The sequence below is a fragment of the Pseudomonas sp. SWRI154 genome (assembly GCF_014268645.1).
GTDB classification, from domain to species: Bacteria; Pseudomonadota; Gammaproteobacteria; order Pseudomonadales; family Pseudomonadaceae; genus Aquipseudomonas; species Aquipseudomonas marvdashtae.
The window spans coordinates 184,050-200,815 of the sequence record NZ_JABWQW010000005.1 but is presented as its reverse complement, the minus strand read 5'-3'; the positions used below and the strand labels follow the sequence as shown (position 1 = coordinate 200,815).

Genomic DNA, 16,766 nt, shown 5'->3' with positions numbered 1-16,766 from the left:
CATGACCTCAAGCCACGCCATACGCCAGCCACTCGCCAACGAGCCTATTGTCTACGTGGTGGACGATGACGCATCGCTGCGCGAATCCCTGCGCAGCCTGTTGCGCTCCATCGGTCTGCACGTAGAGTTGTTCGACTCGGTGACGCAGTTCATGCAGCACCCGCGCCCCGACACCGCCAGTTGCCTGTTGCTGGACGTGCGGCTTCGCGGCATCAGCGGACTGGATTTCCAACAGCAATTGGCGAGTGCCGAGATTCATCTTCCGATCGTGTTCATGACCGGTTATGGCGACATCGCCATGACGGTGCGGGCAATGAAGGCCGGCGCGGTGGATTTCCTCACCAAGCCGTTTCGCGAACAGGACTTGATCGATGCGGTGTCCGCCGCCCATCGACGCGACCGGCTGCGCCGCGACTCCGAGCGCGGCCTGCAGGCGCTCCACGAGCGCTTTGTCACCCTGACTACCCGGGAACGCCAGGTGATGGCGCTGGCCGCGTCGGGTCTGATGAATAAGCAGATTGCCGGGCAAATCGGCTTGAGCGAGATCACCGTCAAGATTCACCGAGGCCAGGCCATGCGCAAAATGGGCGCGCGTTCGTTTGCCGACCTGGTGCGCATGGCCCAGGCCCTGGAACCGGACCGCGACCGCTGAACGTTCATACCCACGTATACTTGGCGCGGCTTTTGGACAGCGTATCTTGCAGGGACAAGGGCGCTTTTATGGCGACCTGACATTACTGCCAGGTTTCGAAATGTCTGACACCGCAATTGTTTCAGTTATCGATGATGATGAATCGGTTCGAGTTGCGCTGGATGGTTTGCTGCGCTCTCACGGTTACAGCGTCAGGACTTATGCCAGCGCCATCGATTTCTTATCTTCAGCTGAACTTGAAAACACCGCGTGCCTGCTGTCGGACATTCAAATGCCGGGCATGACAGGTGTTCAATTGCTGGACGAACTGCGCGCCCGTGGCGTTGATATCCCGCTCATTTTCATCACCGGCCTTCCCGCCGTGCCGCCGCGAGCGAGGCCGGGTGCTGGCGGTTCGGTGGCGGTCTTTGCGAAGCCGTTCAGGTGTGCCGAGCTGGTCGCTTGTATCGAATCGATACTCGGTCGCCAAGCATGATCCGTTGCCACGGTTTCTCGTCCCTCATGGGTGAACAGCATTACGAAGCAACCGTTCATACCTTCGTATATTTCCCTGAGACGAACGCATGTCCCCACTGACCCTATGTAGAAGTGCCGCAGCCCCCACCGACGCATACCATCCCTAACCTCAACGTATGGATTTCTTCTTCGGGAGCACATCATGAAACAGCACATCTTGATAGTCGGCGCCGGTTTTGGTGGCGTATGGACCGCGCTCAGCGCAGCCCGCCTGCTGGACCAGCATGATCGCAACGACGTACAGATCAGCGTCCTGGCCCCCCAACCCGAACTGCGCATCCGGCCACGCTTCTACGAGCCGGACGTCCATACCATGATGGCGCCTTTGGACGGCCTGTTCGATGCGGTCGGTGTGAACTTCGTCCAGGGTTTTGCCGACAGCATCGACGTCACCCGCAAGCAGGTCGGCTACCGTGACGCATCCGGCGGCCAGGCCACGCTAGGCTATGACCGGCTGGTGCTGGCGGCAGGCAGCAAGCTGATGCGCCCTGACCTGGAAGGCATGCTGGAGCATGCGTTCGATGTCGATGAGATCGAACAGGCAGCGCGCCTCGAAGCCCATCTCAAGTCGCTCCGGCACCTGCCGGACAGTCCCACCCGCAATACCGTGTTGGTGGCGGGCGGCGGCTTCACCGGCATCGAGACCGCCACCGAAATGCCCGCCCGCCTGCGCGCCATATTAGGTGACGATGCCAATATCCGCGTCATCGTGGTCGACCGCGGGCCGCAAATCGGCGCAGCGCTGGGTGATGGAATCAGTCCGGCGATTATCGAAGCGTCCAGCCACCTGGGCGTCGAATGGATTCTCAACGCGTCGGTCGAATCGGTGGATGCCGGCGGCGCCACCCTGTCGAATGGGCAGCGTATCGCGTCCAATACCGTGATCTGGACTGTCGGTTTTCGCGCAAGCCCGCTTACCGAGCAGGTGCCCGGCACCCATGATCGCCAGGGCCGCCTGCATGTCGATGGGCATTTGAAAGTGTTGGGGCAGAATGACATTTTTGCCGCTGGCGATGTGGCCTATGCCGCCACCGACACCCTGGGCAATTACGCTGCGATGTCCTGCCAGCACGCCATCGCCCTGGGTCGCTATGCGGGCAACAACGTCGCCGCCGATCTGCTGGGCGTCGCGCCGATGACCTACAGCCAGCCCAAGTACGTGACGTGCCTGGACCTGGGCGCCTGGGGCGCGGTGTACACCGAAGGTTGGGACCGCCAGCTCAAGTTGGTCGGCCAGGAAGCCAAGGACCTCAAGACCCAGATCAACTCGGTGTGGATCTACCCACCCGCCGCCGACCGCGCGAGCGCCCTGGCAGCCGCCGACCCTTTGATTCCGGTGGCCTGACCCGCGCTTGCTACCCGGCCAGCTCCTCCTTCTGCGCCGGTCTTTCCCAGACGCCCGCGATGTTTTCTGAGCGGGCGTTTTTTTGTTTCCGCCCAGGCAAGCCAGCCTGGATATCGCCACTGCCCAGCAAAATCCGTTGCAACGTCCGCCCCTCTCACAAGCGGCACGCGGTAAGGTAGCCAAAACCATCCGGATCGAGGTGTGTCTTGGCGTCCTATTCCTTGCGGCAGTTGAAGTACTTTGTCACCACGGTCGAATGTGGCAGCGTCGCTGAAGCTTCGCGCAAGCTCTACATTGCACAGCCGTCGATTGCCACGGCAGTCAAGGGGCTCGAGGACAGTTTCGGCGTGCAGCTGCTGATCCGACACCATGCCCAAGGTGTGTCGCTGACCCCCGCCGGTGCGCGCTTCTATCGCAAGGCCCAGGAGCTGCTGCGCATGGCCCGGGAGTTCGAGCAAAACGCGCTGGCGGACAACGATGTGGTCAGCGGACAGATCGACATTGGCTGCTTCGAGACCGTCGCCCCGCTCTATCTGCCACGGCTGATCGCCGGTTTTCGCGAGCGCTTTCCCGGGGTGGAAATCCGCGTGCAGGACGGCGAGCAGCAGGAGCTGGTACAGGGCTTGACGGGCGGGCGTTTCGACCTGGCGATTTTTTATGAGCACGACCTCGACAGTACCATCGAGACCGAGGCATTGACGGCGCCGCAACGGCCCTACGCCTTGTTGCCAGCCGGGCATCGCTTCGCCAGCCAGGCCCAGGTGTCGCTGCGCGACCTGGCGCTTGAGCCGATGATCCTGTTGGACGTGCAGCCCAGCCGGACGTATTTCGTGAGCATCTTTGAAGAGCTTGGCCTGACGCCGAACATCGTCTTCAGCTCGCCCTCCATCGAGATGGTGCGCGGCATGGTCGGCCAGGGGTTCGGTTTTGCCGTGCTGGTGACTCGCCCGCAATCGACCTGTACCTATGACGGCCAGCAGGTGGTCTGCATCGACATCGGCGAAGACGTGACAGGCTCGGCGCTGGTAGCCGGCTGGCTCAAGCGTGCCCACCTCACCAAGCCGGCCCAGTTGTTCGTGAACTACTGCAAAGAGCAATTCGGGGAATGGCTGGCGTAGGCCAGCCACCTTTTACAATACAGCCCCCGTGGCGAGGTGATTTAGCGAAACGTCGCACCGCCCCGTTGGGTTGCGCAGCAGCCCCAAGAAGCCTGACGCGGTTTGCCAGATACCCCGCAGGCTCAGAACAACGGGGCCGCTTCACAGCCCAGCGGGAGCAAGCTCCCTCGCCACAAGAGCGGTTCTATGAGAAATCTCGGGATCAGCGCATCGGGCGGGTTGATAAGCCGCACCAAAACCACCCAGCCAAACACAGTCCTGTGGCGAGGGAGCTTGCTCCCGCTGGGTTGCGCAGCAGCCCCAAAAAGCCTGACGCGGTCCACCGGATACCCCGCAGGACCTGAACAACGGGGCCGCTGCGCAGCCCAGCGGGAGCAAGCTCCCTCGCCACAAGAGCGGTTCGTTACAGGGTGGCGGGCTAGCGAGCTGCCCAGGCGTTGAAGCGTTGCTCCAGCTCTTCACCATGGTCGACCCAGAACTCGGCATCCACCGCTTGCGCCTGCGCCAGGTTGGCCTCGGCGGTAGGCAGTTGCTCGCGCACCTCGGCGGGCAGCAAGGCCAGGGTCTGGCGATGCACCGGTCCGTAAGGGATGTTTTGGGAGAAGACTTTCTGGGTTTGCGGCTGGCTGGCAAAGGCGATGAATTTCTCGGCCAGGGCCTTGTTCGGCGTGCCTTTGACCACCGCCCAGTATTCCGGGTCATACAGGCTTTGCGGCCAGACAATGCTCAGCTTCATCCCCTCCTTCTGCGCCGAGGCGATGCGACCGTTGTAGGCAGCGCTCATCGCCACGTCTCCGGCCACCAGCCACTGCGCTGGTTGCGCGCCCGCCTCCCACCATTGAATGTTCGGCTTGATCTGGTCCAACTTGGCGAATGCCCGTGAAACGCCTTCCGGCGTGTTCAGCACCTTGTATACGTCCTCAGTCTTGACGCCGTCCGCCAGCAAGGCGATTTCCAAAGTGTACTTGGCGCCCTTGCGCAAGCCGCGCTTGCCCGGGTACTCGGTCACGTTCCAGAAGTCCGCCCAAGACTTGGGCGCCTTGGCGAGTTTGGTCTGGTCATAGGCCAGGACCATCGACCAGACGTACGTGGCCACACCGCACTCAGTGAGCGCGCCCGGGACGTAATTCGCCGGATCGCCGAGGGCCGCCTGGTCAAGTTTTTCGAACAGCCCCTCCTCACAACCGCGCAGCAACTCGGGACTTTCCACCTCGACTACATCCCAACTGGTGTGCCCAGCCGAGACCATGGCCTTGATCTTCGATAACTCGCCGTTGTATTCGCCGGCGACGATGCTCCCTGCACCGCTGGCGTTGAAGGGCTGGAAGTAGGCCTTGTCCTGGGCCAACTTGGTGGCGCCGCCGAATGAAATCACGGTCAGGCTTTGTGGCGCGGCCAGGACGCTGGTGCTCAGTAGCGCCAGGGCACACGCAATGTTGCATCGCAAGGATCTGGACATGAAGCGGTTCCTCGAAAATGCCGGCTCGCCCGCACGAGCCGGCGACGGGACTCAAAGGCGACCGTAAGCGCGGGCGGTGCGGTCTACAGCTTTACGGGTCTTATCGACCAGTTCGTTGATGTCGGCATGACTGGCCACCAACGCCGGGGCCATGATCATCCGGCCCAGCGTGGAGCGGATGATCAGGCCCTCCTCGAAACCAAAGGTTCGGCATTGCCAGGCCATTTCGTTTTCGTTGGCGAAGCGCTTGCGGCTGTCCTTGTCCTCGGCCAACTGCAGGGCCGCGACCAAGCCGGCTCCCTGGATCTCGCCAATCAGCGGATGCCCGTCGAACGTTTCGCGCAGGCAGCGTTGCAGGTACGGGCCGGTGTCTTCCTTGACCTGGCTGACGATGCCCTCGTCGCGCAGGGCCTTGAGATTGGCAATCGCCACCGCCGCCGCCACCGGGTGCCCGGAATAAGTCAGGCCATGGGCAAACACGCCGCCCTGCTCCACCAGCACCTCGGCCATGCGTTTGGACAGGATCAGCCCGCCCATGGGGATGTAGCCGCTGGTCAGGCCCTTGGCGATCGACAAGGTGTCGGGCTCGAAACCGAAATACTCATGGGCAAACCACTCACCCGTACGACCAAAGCCACCGATCACTTCATCGGCGCACAACAGCACGTCGTATTGTCGGCAGATGCGCTGGATTTGCGCCCAATAGCTCTCAGGCGGGAAGATCATGCCGCCGGCGCCCTGGAAGGGTTCGGCGACGAACGCGGCGACATTGTCGGCGCCCAGTTCGAGAATTTTCTCTTCCAGTTGCCGGGCGGCGCGCAGGCCGAATTCGGCGGGCGTCAGGTTGCCTTCGTGGGCGAACCAGTACGGCTCGTCGATGTGCGCCACGTCCGGAATCACCCCGCCCATTTCGTGCATGAACTTCATGCCGCCGAGGGCCGAAGCGCCAAGCGTTGAACCGTGGTAGCCGTTCCAGCGGCCGATCATGATTTTCTTCTGCGGCTTGCCGAGGATTTGCCAGTAGCGGCGCACGGTGCGAATCAGCACCTCGTTGGCCTCGGAGCCGGAGTTGGTGTAGATGGCGTGGCTGTAGTGATCCGGCAGCAGGCTGAACAGCAGCTCGGACAGTTCCACCACCGCCGGGTGGGTGGTGTGGAAGAACATGTTGTAGTACGGCAATTGCTCCAGCTGCCGGCTGGCCGCCGCCGCGAGGTCCTGGCGGCCGTAACCCAGGTTGGTGCACCACAGGCCGGACATGCCGTCCAGGTAACGCTTGCCATCGTTGTCCCAGAGCGCCAGGCCTTCGCCACGAACGATGACTCGCGGCCCCTCGGCGTTGAGGGCCTTCTGGTCGAGAAACGCATGAATATGGTGCGCGGCATCCAGCGCCTGGTATTCACGGGTGCTGCGTGTTGGCTTGGGTGATGCGCTCATTACAGGTCTCCTTGCTTATTGAAATTGTCGGAATCGGTAGGCGCCAGTGGCTCGGGCTTGAACAGCGGCTTGCCCATCACGCACTTGACCCACACCAGCGCGATCAGCGAAACGATGGCCAGCACCGCACCGGCGCTGGCGAAGATCGGCACCGTCATTTCCGGGCTGGGAGATACATGCCAGATGGCAAAGACCATGCCGGCGATGCCGAACAGCTGGGGCAGCGGGTAGAACGGCGTGCGGAAAGGCCGATGCGCATCGGGATAACGCCGACGCAGGGCAATCACGTTGATGTGGGTGATGATGTAGGCCAGCAACCAGGCCAGCGCAGCCGCCAGCAGCAAGAGGTTGATAGCGTCGGGGCTGTCGTGCATCAGCAACAACGGCAGACCGGTGACCAGCGCCACGAACAGCACCGCGACCCACGGCGCGCCGGTGCGCTTGCCCTGGCGCTTGAAGATGCCGAACGCCTGGCCGCTGCGGGCCATGCCCAGCAACATGCGCGGGATGGCCGCAAGCGAACTGTTGAGTGTGCTGCACGTCGCGGTGATGGCGGCGGTCACCAGGAACACCTGCCCGGCTTCACCGAACACCGTGGTCGCGAACAGATAATGCGGCAGGCCGTTGCTGGCCAGCTCTGCCTGGGGAATGGTCAACAACGCGCCCAGGCAGTACAGGCAGATGATGACGAAAATCACCGTCAGGCCAATCATCATCGAGGCCGGTATGTTGCGCTCCGGGCGCCGTGTCTCCTCCACCAGAGGGCAGACGAACTCGGCCCCGACGAAGCCCCACACCGCCATCGCGGTCAGGGCGATGACACCGAGCCCCATGGGATTCCAGCCGGAACTCGCCACCAGCGTCGAGACGCTGCTGGCCCCGTCGCTTGCCAAGGCACCGAGGCCCATGACCAACAGCATGACGGTCATGACCAAGGCCAGCACGGTTTGCAGGCGCGAGAAGATGTCGATGTTGAACAGGTTGAGCACGGTGAACAGGCACAGCACCCCCAGCGCCACGCTCAGCGGCGGCATCGAATGCGGGTAGACCTTGTCGATGATGAACTCCATCAGCAGCAGTTCTGCCGACAAGGCAAACATCGCCACCACGACATAGCCGGAAAAGGTCGCCAGGATCGCCGGGAACTGGCCGATCGCGACTTCGGTGTAGCTGCTCAGGCTGCCGGCGCGAGGAATCATCAGTGCCAGTTCGGAGAACGAACAGGCGTAACTCAGGGCCAGCAGCCAGGCCAGGACCAACGGGATTACAAAACCCATGCCGGCAATTCCGGCGCCTTGCAGCATCAGCACCATGACACCCTGGGAAACCACCAGGCCCACGGCGACCGCCAACAAGGCGCTCAGGCCCAGGCGTCGACGTGGGCCGGCCAGGGATGGGGTGACGGTTTGTAGCGGCACGCTTGAGGAACTGTCCATCGGTTGCTCCGTTTTCTTGTTTTAGGAAGAACAAAACGACTGCGAGTAAAACCTTGAGCCGCGGTCAGTTGCGCAGCTGGATCCAGGTGGTCTTGAGTTGCGTGTATTTGTCGAATGCGTGCAGCGACAGATCGCGACCGAAGCCCGATTGTTTGCCGCCGCCAAACGGCACGGTGACGTCCAGGGCGTCCACGGTGTTGACCGACACCGTGCCGGCGTTCAACCGCCGCGCCACTCGGTGGGCGCGGTTCAGGTCGTCGGTCCACAACGAGGCCGCCAGCCCATAGATGTGCTCGTTGGCCATGGCGATGGCCTGTTCTTCGTCGTCGAAGACGCTGACCGCCAACACCGGCCCGAACACCTCTTCTCGGGCCAACTGCATGGGCGCAAGCACCTCGGTAAAAATCGTCGGTTCAATGAAATTGTCCGATCCGTCGATGCTCAACTGGCGACCACCGCAGACCAGCCTTGCGCCTTCGGCCTGGGCCTGCTGGATGTACTGCATGATCCGTGCGGTCTGGCGCGCATCAACGATGGCCCCGGCCCGGCTCGACGGGGCCAGGGGATTGCCGGGTTGCCACAGCAGCGCTTGATCGATCAGGCGTTCGACGAACTCGTCGTGGATTGAACGCTGCACCAGCAGCCGGGAGTTGGCCGAGCAGACTTCGCCCTGGTTGAAGAAGATGCCGAACGCGGCCTTCTGCGCCGCCAGGTCCAGGTCCTGACAGTCGGCGAACACCAGGTTCGGGCTCTTGCCACCGCACTCCAGCCAGACCTGCTTGAGGTTCGATTGGGCCGAGTACTGCATGAAGTACTTGCCGACCTCGGTCGAGCCGGTGAACACCAGCGAATCGACGTCCGGGTGCAAGCCGAGCGCCTTTCCCGCCTGCTCGCCGAGGCCCGGCACGACGTTGAGCACGCCCGGCGGCATGCCCGCTTCCAGGGCGAGTTCGGCCAGGCGCAGTGCCGAGAACGGCGATTGCTCGGCAGGCTTGAGCACTACGCTGTTGCCCGCCGCCAAGGCCGGTGCGAGCTTCCAGGCCGCCATGTCCAGGGGGAAATTCCACGGCACCACCGCCGCGATCACCCCGAGCGGAACACGGGTAATGGTGGCAAGGACGTTGGCTGCCGATGGCGCGACCTGATCGTAGAGTTTGTCGAGGCTTTCGCCATACCAGGCAAACACATGGGCGGCGCCCGGCACGTCAATGTTCCAAGCGTCCATGACCGGCTTGCCCATGCTCAGGGAGTCAAGCAGCGCCAGTTCTTCGCGATGGACCAGCATCAATTGCGACAGGCGCAACAACACCGCCTTGCGTTCGGTCGGCGCCATCCGCGCCCACGGGCCCTGCTCAAACGCCTTGCGGGCGCTGAGTACGGCGAGGTCGACCTCCGGCCCAGCGCAGGCCACCACATTGGCCAGCAACTCGCCATTGGCCGGGTTGATCACTTGCACTCGAGCGCCGTCGAGAGCCTCGCACGGTTCGCCGTCAATCAGGGCGCTGTCGCGCAGGCGCAATTGAGCGGCCCGAGCCTTCCAATCATTCAATTCGTTCACAGGTAGTTCCTTGAATCAGACGTCGTTGGCTTCGCTGAGGTAAATCGCCAGGCGATCCATCAACCGGTCGCAAGCTGTCATTTGTTCAACGCTCACGTATTCGTCGGGTTTGTGCCCCTGGTCCATGCTGCCGGGGCCGCAGACCACCGAAGGGATGCCGGCCTGGTGAAACAGCCCGCCCTCGGTGCCGAACGCCACGGTGCCGAAGGCGTCGCTGCCACATAGCCGGGCGATCAGGCGCGCGGCTTCACTGTCCGGCGACGTAGCCAAACCGGGGTAGGCAGACACGTGTTCAAAACGGATCGCGGTATCGGCATTGACCGCACGCATCCTGGGCAGCAGCGCCTGCTCGGCGTAGTCCTGCAACTCATCCACGACTCGCTGCGGGACAAAATCCGGCAGAGCGCGCACTTCAAAGTCAAAACGACAATCGGCCGGGACGATGTTCAATGCCGTGCCGCCGTGGATCACCCCGACCTGCACCGTCGAATACGCCGGGTCGAAGCGCTCGTCGTGCAGTGACGGCTCGGCCAACGCCGCGCCGATCTCCCCTAACCGGCCGATCAGGCGCGCAGCCTGTTCGATGGCGTTCACTCCGTCAGGCGCGTAGGCGGAATGGCAAGCCGCGCCTTTGACATGGCAACGCATCGCCAACTTGCCTTTGTGACCCAGCACCGGCTGCAGCTCGGTGGGCTCGCCGATCAGGCACAAGGCCGGTCGGGGAATGCGTTGCGGCAGCACTTCCAGCAGGCTGCGCACGCCGAGGCAACCGACCTCTTCGTCATAGGAAAACGCCAAGTGCAACGGACGACGCAGCGGGCTGGACAGGAACATCGGCACCGCCGCCAGCACACAAGCGAGGTAGCCCTTCATGTCCGCCGTACCACGTCCGAACAGTTTGCCGTCCGCTTCGGTGAGTCGGAACGGATCGACCGTCCAGGCCTGGCCGTCCACCGGCACCACGTCGGTGTGCCCGGACAGCACGACGCCGCCGGGCACCGCCGGACCTATGCTTGCCAGCAGGTTGGCCTTGGTGCGCTCGGCGTTGTAGATCAGCTCACTAGCGACGCCCAGCCCATCGAGGTAGTCGCGCACGAACTCGATTAACGCCAGGTTCGAGTCGCGGCTGACCGTGGCAAAACCCACCAATTCGGCCAGCAGTGCGCGACCGCGCAGCTCACTCATCGCCCGGCACTCCGTAACTCGGCGCCTGGGTCGGTTCGAGGGCGCGGGTCAGGTAATCCTGGAGCTGCGGCTGATAAGCGACCCAGAGTTTTTCCAGCTCGCCAATAGGGTTTTCCTCGGCCCAGTCCACCCGCAGATCAACGATGGGCCACGTCAGGTCGTCCACCACCGACAGCGCCGCCGAGTGCACGGCCCCGGCTTCGCCGCCCGCCGTCTGCCCAGCCTGCAGGGCATTCAGCAGGCGGGACGCGAGGCTGCCTTCGCCCTGCTCGAAAGCCGTCACCATGGCTTCGATGACACCCTCACCCGCCAACAGATTGCCGGCCGCCACGCATTGCTCACCTACTTGAGCGCCGTGGATGCCCAAGGCATGGCGGCCGCTGAAAACTGCCGTGCGTCCTTGGGCGTCGATCACCGCCACCTGGCGATACTCACCATAGCCGTTACGCGCCAAGGCCTTGTCCAACGCTGCCTGGGCGTTCGAACCGAACGATAAATCATCGAGAATCTGCGGCCCCAAGGCCGGCAGCGTGATGTTCTGGCTCGACACCGCGCCGACACCGGCTCGCAGCCACGGGCAACGGGCGCCGACGGCGATGCTGGAAGAGCTGATGGCAATGCCCAACTGGCCGGTTTCGGCGCAGCGTCCGACGATGGAAAACGTCATGTCGTGCTCCTTATTCGGGAATGACCGCAATCACGTCGATTTCCATCAGCCACTGCGGCTGGCCCAGGGCGCTGACCACCAGCCCGGTGGAAATCGGAAACACGCCTTTGAGCCATTTGCCGACTTCCTGATACACCGGCTCGCGGTAACGCGGGTCGATCAGGTAGGTGGTGGTCTTGACGATGTGGCTCAGGTCGCTGCCAGCTTCTTCCAGCAGTTGCTTGACGTTACGCATGGCCTGCTCGGCCTGGGCACGCGGATCGCCGAGGCCCACCAACTGGCCATTGAAATCGGTGCCGACCTGACCGCGCACGTAAACCGTGTTGCCGGCGCGGACGGCTTGGCACAGGTCGTTGTCCAGCGTCTGGTTCGGGTAGGTGTCTTTGGTGTTGAACATGCGGATGCGAGTGTGGGTAGGCATCAGCGGACTCCCATGAGGCTGGTTTTCGAAGGTTGCGTGCTGCCCGGCGCTGGCGATTGGGCAGCACGTTGGGAGGCGTCCCGGTAGTCGAGGTACGTGCGCTGTTTGACGATGTGCTCGGTGATATGCCGGGCGTCGTGCCACACGCCCCAGATGAACGCCGAGCCACGGCGCGACAGCCAAGGCAGGCCGACGAAATACAGGCCCGGCTCGCTGGACACGCCGCGTTGGTGCCGGGGTTTACCGCTGGCATTGAGGGCATCGACTTTCAGCCAGCTGTAATCCACCGAATACCCGGTCGCCCAGATGATGCTGCTGACGCCCGCCTCGGCCAGGTCCAGTTCCAGGATCGGCTGGGTCAGGCACGCCGGGTCCGGCAACAGGCGACGCGCCTCGGGTTCGAGCGGCAGGTCCAAACCGTTGCGCTCGATATAGGCATCGGCGGCATCCAGCAACGCCAGGTAGTTTTCATCGCCCCTGGCAATGTTTTCGGCCAGGTTCGATTCAAAACTCACCACGCTGCCGTTGAACGACCGGGTCAGGCCCACCAGCGTGATGCCTTCATGGGCCAGCCGGCGAAAATCCACCGTGTGCCCGCCGCGCGCGCCGCTCACGGCGATGGTTACGTGCTCCTTGCCCGGCTTGACCGCCTCGGCATCCCACTCGCCCAGCACCCCCAGCCACCAGCAGAAATCACGGTTGCGATACGCTCGCGGCGGCCGGTCATGGGCACCCACCGAGAGATAGACCTGCTTGCCGGCGCGCTGCAATTCATCGGCGATCTGCACCCCCGACGATCCTGCGCCCACCACCAGCACCGCGCCTTCGGCCAGCTGCGCAGGGTTGCGATATTGCGCCGAATGAATTTGCGTCACCGTGGCCATGTCAGGCGCAATCGGCGGGATCACCGGGCGCTGAAACGGCCCGGTGGCGACCACCACGTTGATGGCCTCGATCAAGCCCTCGGACGTATCGATGGTGAAGCCGGGGCGCCCGCTATTACGCTCGACGCGGCGCACGTCGACGCCGGTACGGATCGGCGCCTTGAACTTGTTGGCATAGGCTTCGAAATAATCGGCCACCTGGTCCTTGGAGGCGAAGGCATCGGGGTCGAGGCCCTCGAATTCCAGCCCTGGAAAACGGTCATGCCAGGCCGGGCCGTTGGCAACCAGCGAATCCCAGCGCGCCGTGCGCCAGGCCTCGGCAATGCGGTTGCGCTCCACCACAAGGTGCGGCACGCCTTGGCGGCTCAAATGTTCACTCATCGCCACGCCGGCCTGACCGGCACCTATAACGAGCGTATCTATGCGTACTGTTTCAACGGGCATATCGGGCACTTCCGGCAGTGGGTTTGGTTCAGGTCGGCGCGGTGCCGCCTCGAGTTCTGATTTCTTGTTGTTCTGCGGTTGCGACTATCGAGAGGAGGTGTCGAGGCGATTGTGTTGGCAGGCGGGAATTTGCGAAACGAGGCTTTATGTTCTGGCTAGGAAGGAAAAAACTGGGTGACTGCCCGGGCGACGATCGCTGGGCCGAGGCAGGTATTGTTTGCACGGGAAGGACCTGAACCCGTGGCGAGGGAGCAGCCTGGGCATTGAAGCGTTGCTCCAGCCCGTCAGCACCCAGGTCCATAGTTTGCGTGGGGGATGTGTTCCGAAAAGCCTTTTGGGCTAGACGCTCTCCGGGACATCGATCTGAAGTGGCACCACTCGCCGCGCCACAGGTCCTGGCGGCGAGGCAATCGCAGCCTCGACCAAGGCGTCGACGGCCTGCTCGGCCAGGTTCACCACCGGATGGGACAGCACCGCCTGGACCAATCCGCTCTTCAACGCGTCACGCGTCAACGGGGTCAGGTCGTGGCACACCACGACGGGCAAGCGCAGCTGTCTTTTCTTGAGGCTACTCAAGGCCTTCAGCACCCCGGCGATGCCACCGCCCGCCACGTACAGCCCCGCCAGATCGGGCTCTGCCGTGAGCAAGTCCAGGGTGTTGCCATAGGCGAACTCATCATCTTCCAGGGTCAGTCGCGAGGCGAGCAGTTCCCACTCGCTCGAATGCTCCGCCAAGTAGCTGCGAAAGCTCAGTTCACAGAGTTCCTGGCATTGGAAGCGCTGGCTGCTGAGCATGACCGCCGCAGGTCCGGGCTGCTGGGCAAGGCGACTGATGAACCAACCGGCGGTGCGCCCCGTGAGGCGATTGTCGAGGCCGGCGTAACCGGTGCCGGCAGCGCTGGACAATTCCGACAGCAGCGCCACCACCGAAACACCGGTCGCGCGCAACTGCGCGACCGCCTCGCGGACCCGTGGATGATCGACTGCCACCACGCCCAGGCCATCGACCTGATCGCGCAGGGCAAGGATGCGTTGCGCCACGTTGGCGGGGTCGAGGTCGTCCAAATAACCGATGACCACGCGAATCCGCGCCCGCGTGCAAGTGGCGGCGGCGTTTGCCAAGGCGTGGGCGAGGCCCTGGTAGAACGGCACGCCACTTTTTTGCAACAGGAAGCCCAGCCGCAAAGTCGGACGGTCGTTGAGCACCCGCTGCTCGATCACGCCCTTGGCATGGAAACCCAACCGCCCCGCCGCTGCGGCGATCCGCTGAGCCGTGTCGGCTCGCACATCCGCGCGCAGGTTGAGCACGCGGTCGACTGTCGACAGGCTGACGCCCGCTTCTCGGGCGACGTCGGCCATGGTGGGACGAAGTTTTCGGCGTGACTGTTCTGACATGTCTTGACACCTCCTCTGGGCATGATGAGGGATTTTGACATATTAAGCCATCAGCCCATGGCCCGCTCCGCGCCGACGCAATAGCATCAAGCCAGGCCATAACAACAACACAGCCGGAGTGCTTCCATGGCGATCCATATCTGTACCGCGCCCTGCTGCTGGGGCGTCGATGACGTCGCGAACCCTTTCCTGCCACCCTGGCAGCACGTGCTCGCCGAAGCCGCCGAAGCCGGCTATCGCGGCATCGAGCTGGGGCCTTATGGGTACTTGCCGCTGGACGCCGGTGTCCTCAACCCGGCCTTGTCGGACAACGCCTTGCAGGTCGTCGCCGGGACGATTTTCGACGACCTGGTGAGCCCGGCCAACCTGGCCGAGCTGCTGCGCCAGACCCACGCGATCTGCGGCTTGCTCACACAATTGCCGCCCATGGAACAGCAAGCCAGCCAGCGCTTTGCCGGGCCCTATCTGGTGATCATCGACTGGGGCCACGACGAGCGCGACTACGCCGCTGGCCACTCGGACCGCGCGCCGCGCCTGGACGATGCCCGCTGGAACGCAATGATCGCGCACATCCGAGCCATCGCCGACATCGCCTGGCACGCCTACGGCATCCGCGCCGTCATCCATCCTCACGCTGGCGGCTATATCGAATTCGCCGATGAGCTGGCGCGCCTGGTCGACGACATCCCATACGAAGTCGCCGGGTTGTGCCTCGACACCGGGCATCTCTATTACGCCGGCATGGACCCGGTCGCGTCGCTGCGCACCTACGCCCATCGCCTGGACTACCTGCACTTCAAGGACATCGACCCGGTGGTTTTCGACCAGGTGTTGAACGAGCGCATCCGTTTCTTCGCGGCGTGCGGCCGGGGCGTGATGTGTCCCATTGGGCGTGGGGTCATCGATTACCTAGCACTGCACCGCCTCGTGCACGAACTCGGTTATCAAGGTTGCATCACCGTTGAACAGGAACGTGACCCGCGCAACGCCGGGGCCAGCCTGGACGACGTGGCGGCCAGTCGTGCCTACCTCGCCCGCATCGGTTTCTGACCCGTACAAGGACTTTTCCCATGATCAACGGCAGTAAAACGCTCGCACACCCTATCCGCTGGGCCATGGTCGGCGGCGGCGAGCACAGCCAGATCGGCTACATCCACCGCTCGGCCGCCCTGCGCGATCGCAACTTCGAGCTGGTCGCCGCAGCGCTGGACATCGACCCGGACCGGGGCCGGACCTTTGGCGAACAACTGGGCATCGACCCGTCACGTTGCTACGCGGACTACCTCAGCCTGTTCGAGCTGGAAGCGCAACGGCCCGACGGCATCCAGGCGGTGTCGATCGCCACGCCCAACGGCACGCACTACGCCATCACCCGCGCCGCTCTGGAGGCCGGTTTGCATGTGGTTTGCGAGAAACCGCTGTGCTTCACCCTGGAGGAAGCCGAAACCTTGCGCACGTTGGCCAAATCGAGGGGACGCGTCGTCGGCCTCACCTATGGCTACGCCGGGCATCAGTTGATCGAACAGGCCCGGACGATGATTGCCGCCCAGGAGCTCGGGGAGATTCGCATGGTGCACATGCAGTTCGCCCATGGCTTCCACAGCGCACCGGTCGAGTCGCAGAACCCGGCGACCCAGTGGCGCGTCGACCCGCGCCAGGCCGGGCCGAGTTACGTGCTCGGAGACGTCGGCACCCATCCGTTGTACCTGTGCGAAGTGATGCTGCCCGACCTCAAGATCAGGCGCTTGATGTGCAGCCGCCAAAGCTTCGTCGCCAGCCGCGCCCCACTCGAGGACAACGCCTACACGCTGATGGAATACGAAGGCGGCGCCATGGGCATGGTCTGGTCGAGCGCGGTGAATGCCGGCTCCATGCACGGCCAGAAAATCCGCGTGATCGGCTCGCGGGCCAGCCTGGAATGGTGGGACGAGCGCCCCAACCAGCTCACTTTCGAGGTCCAGGGCCAACCGGCGCAAACCTTGGAACGCGGCATGGGTTACCTGCACGCCGGGGCCTTGATGGACGACCGCATCGGTGGCGGTCATCCCGAAGGTTTGTTCGAAGCCTGGTCCAACCTTTATCGCCGCTTCGCCCTGGCCATGGACGCCGCCGACCGTGGCGACAGCGAGGCCCTCGCCGCCCTGCGTTTCCCCGATATCGATGCTGGCGTGGAAGGCGTGCGCTGGGTCGAGCGCTGCGTTGAATCGGCCAACCAGGATTCGGCCTGGGTCGCCTACTGACCTCCCACAGTA

The 16,766-nt window shown here is 63.5% G+C and carries 14 protein-coding genes and 1 pseudogene; 6 read left to right on the top strand and 9 right to left on the bottom strand.

What is annotated here, in order from left to right; all coding sequences use genetic code 11:
• Position 1: 1 nt before the first annotated feature.
• The 4 genes from HU806_RS07000 (at position 2) to HU806_RS06985 (ending at position 3,631) form a co-directional block, all read left to right on the top strand.
• Positions 2-652 (top strand): response regulator transcription factor, encoded by a 651-nt coding sequence (locus HU806_RS07000; RefSeq protein ID WP_186610696.1) that lies wholly within the window; start codon positions 2-4, stop codon positions 650-652.
• Positions 653-752: 100 nt separating this feature from the next.
• Positions 753-1,127, top strand: coding sequence for a response regulator transcription factor (locus HU806_RS06995; RefSeq protein ID WP_186610695.1), 375 nt, complete (start codon positions 753-755; stop codon positions 1,125-1,127).
• 183 nt (positions 1,128-1,310) lie between these two features.
• A complete protein-coding gene (locus HU806_RS06990) occupies positions 1,311-2,513 on the top strand; it encodes an NAD(P)/FAD-dependent oxidoreductase (RefSeq protein WP_186610694.1) in 1,203 nt (400 codons plus the stop codon).
• 206 nt (positions 2,514-2,719) lie between these two features.
• On the top strand, positions 2,720-3,631 hold the full coding sequence (locus tag HU806_RS06985; protein ID WP_186610693.1) for a LysR family transcriptional regulator: 912 nt from the start codon (positions 2,720-2,722) through the stop codon (positions 3,629-3,631).
• 418 nt (positions 3,632-4,049) lie between these two features.
• On the opposite strand, the gene HU806_RS06980 is transcribed toward HU806_RS06985, so the two are convergent.
• The 9 genes and pseudogenes from HU806_RS06980 to HU806_RS06940 all read right to left on the bottom strand — a co-directional run bounded on the left by HU806_RS06980 (position 4,050) and on the right by HU806_RS06940 (position 14,514).
• Positions 4,050-5,090, bottom strand: a complete 1,041-nt coding sequence (locus tag HU806_RS06980) for a gamma-aminobutyric acid-binding protein (protein WP_186610692.1) — start codon at positions 5,088-5,090, stop codon at positions 4,050-4,052.
• A gap of 51 nt (positions 5,091-5,141) precedes the next feature.
• Complete coding sequence (locus HU806_RS06975; protein WP_186610691.1) at positions 5,142-6,524, bottom strand: aspartate aminotransferase family protein; 1,383 nt, start codon at positions 6,522-6,524, stop codon at positions 5,142-5,144.
• Entirely contained in the window at positions 6,524-7,960 is a 1,437-nt protein-coding gene (locus HU806_RS06970) for an APC family permease (RefSeq protein WP_186610690.1), read from the bottom strand. The genes HU806_RS06975 and HU806_RS06970 overlap by 1 nt, the downstream gene beginning before the upstream one ends.
• Positions 7,961-8,024: 64 nt before the next feature.
• Complete coding sequence (locus HU806_RS06965; protein WP_186610689.1) at positions 8,025-9,518, bottom strand: aldehyde dehydrogenase family protein; 1,494 nt, start codon at positions 9,516-9,518, stop codon at positions 8,025-8,027.
• 15 nt (positions 9,519-9,533) lie between these two features.
• Positions 9,534-10,703: an acetylornithine deacetylase gene (gene argE, locus HU806_RS06960; protein ID WP_186610688.1), complete on the bottom strand. Its 1,170-nt coding sequence runs from the start codon at positions 10,701-10,703 to the stop codon at positions 9,534-9,536.
• Positions 10,696-11,370, bottom strand: coding sequence for a DUF1028 domain-containing protein (locus HU806_RS06955; protein ID WP_186610687.1), 675 nt, complete (start codon positions 11,368-11,370; stop codon positions 10,696-10,698). The genes argE and HU806_RS06955 overlap by 8 nt, the downstream gene beginning before the upstream one ends.
• Positions 11,371-11,380: 10 nt before the next feature.
• Positions 11,381-11,791 carry a RidA family protein gene (locus HU806_RS06950; RefSeq protein WP_003201555.1) on the bottom strand — a complete coding sequence of 137 codons (411 nt, stop codon included), beginning with the start codon at positions 11,789-11,791 and terminating at the stop codon, positions 11,381-11,383.
• Positions 11,791-13,151 (bottom strand): annotated as a pseudogene (locus HU806_RS06945) (flavin-containing monooxygenase). The gene HU806_RS06950 and the pseudogene HU806_RS06945 overlap by 1 nt, the downstream one beginning before the upstream one ends.
• Positions 13,152-13,458: 307 nt before the next feature.
• Positions 13,459-14,514, bottom strand: a complete 1,056-nt coding sequence (locus HU806_RS06940) for a LacI family DNA-binding transcriptional regulator (RefSeq protein WP_186610685.1) — start codon at positions 14,512-14,514, stop codon at positions 13,459-13,461.
• A gap of 126 nt (positions 14,515-14,640) precedes the next feature.
• Here HU806_RS06940 and HU806_RS06935 point away from each other — a divergent pair, with 126 nt between their 5' ends.
• Positions 14,641-15,564, top strand: a complete 924-nt coding sequence (locus tag HU806_RS06935; RefSeq protein ID WP_186610684.1) for a TIM barrel protein — start codon at positions 14,641-14,643, stop codon at positions 15,562-15,564.
• Between the two features lie 20 nt (positions 15,565-15,584).
• Positions 15,585-16,754, top strand: coding sequence for a Gfo/Idh/MocA family protein (locus tag HU806_RS06930; RefSeq protein WP_186610683.1), 1,170 nt, complete (start codon positions 15,585-15,587; stop codon positions 16,752-16,754).
• Positions 16,755-16,766: the final 12 nt, after the last annotated feature.

What these genes read in the sequence shown, in the direction of transcription:
- HU806_RS07000 (WP_186610696.1), top strand. Translation starts at nt 2, where the DNA reads ATGACCTCAAGCCACGCCATACGCCAGCCACTCGCCAACGAGCCTATT.
- HU806_RS06995 (WP_186610695.1), top strand. Translation starts at nt 753, where the DNA reads ATGTCTGACACCGCAATTGTTTCAGTTATCGATGATGATGAATCGGTT.
- HU806_RS06990 (WP_186610694.1), top strand. Translation starts at nt 1,311, where the DNA reads ATGAAACAGCACATCTTGATAGTCGGCGCCGGTTTTGGTGGCGTATGG.
- HU806_RS06980 (WP_186610692.1), bottom strand. Translation starts at nt 5,090, where the DNA reads ATGTCCAGATCCTTGCGATGCAACATTGCGTGTGCCCTGGCGCTACTG.
- HU806_RS06975 (WP_186610691.1), bottom strand. Translation starts at nt 6,524, where the DNA reads ATGAGCGCATCACCCAAGCCAACACGCAGCACCCGTGAATACCAGGCG.
- HU806_RS06970 (WP_186610690.1), bottom strand. Translation starts at nt 7,960, where the DNA reads ATGGACAGTTCCTCAAGCGTGCCGCTACAAACCGTCACCCCATCCCTG.
- argE (WP_186610688.1), bottom strand. Translation starts at nt 10,703, where the DNA reads ATGAGTGAGCTGCGCGGTCGCGCACTGCTGGCCGAATTGGTGGGTTTT.
- HU806_RS06955 (WP_186610687.1), bottom strand. Translation starts at nt 11,370, where the DNA reads ATGACGTTTTCCATCGTCGGACGCTGCGCCGAAACCGGCCAGTTGGGC.
- HU806_RS06950 (WP_003201555.1), bottom strand. Translation starts at nt 11,791, where the DNA reads ATGCCTACCCACACTCGCATCCGCATGTTCAACACCAAAGACACCTAC.
- HU806_RS06940 (WP_186610685.1), bottom strand. Translation starts at nt 14,514, where the DNA reads ATGTCAGAACAGTCACGCCGAAAACTTCGTCCCACCATGGCCGACGTC.
- HU806_RS06935 (WP_186610684.1), top strand. Translation starts at nt 14,641, where the DNA reads ATGGCGATCCATATCTGTACCGCGCCCTGCTGCTGGGGCGTCGATGAC.
- HU806_RS06930 (WP_186610683.1), top strand. Translation starts at nt 15,585, where the DNA reads ATGATCAACGGCAGTAAAACGCTCGCACACCCTATCCGCTGGGCCATG.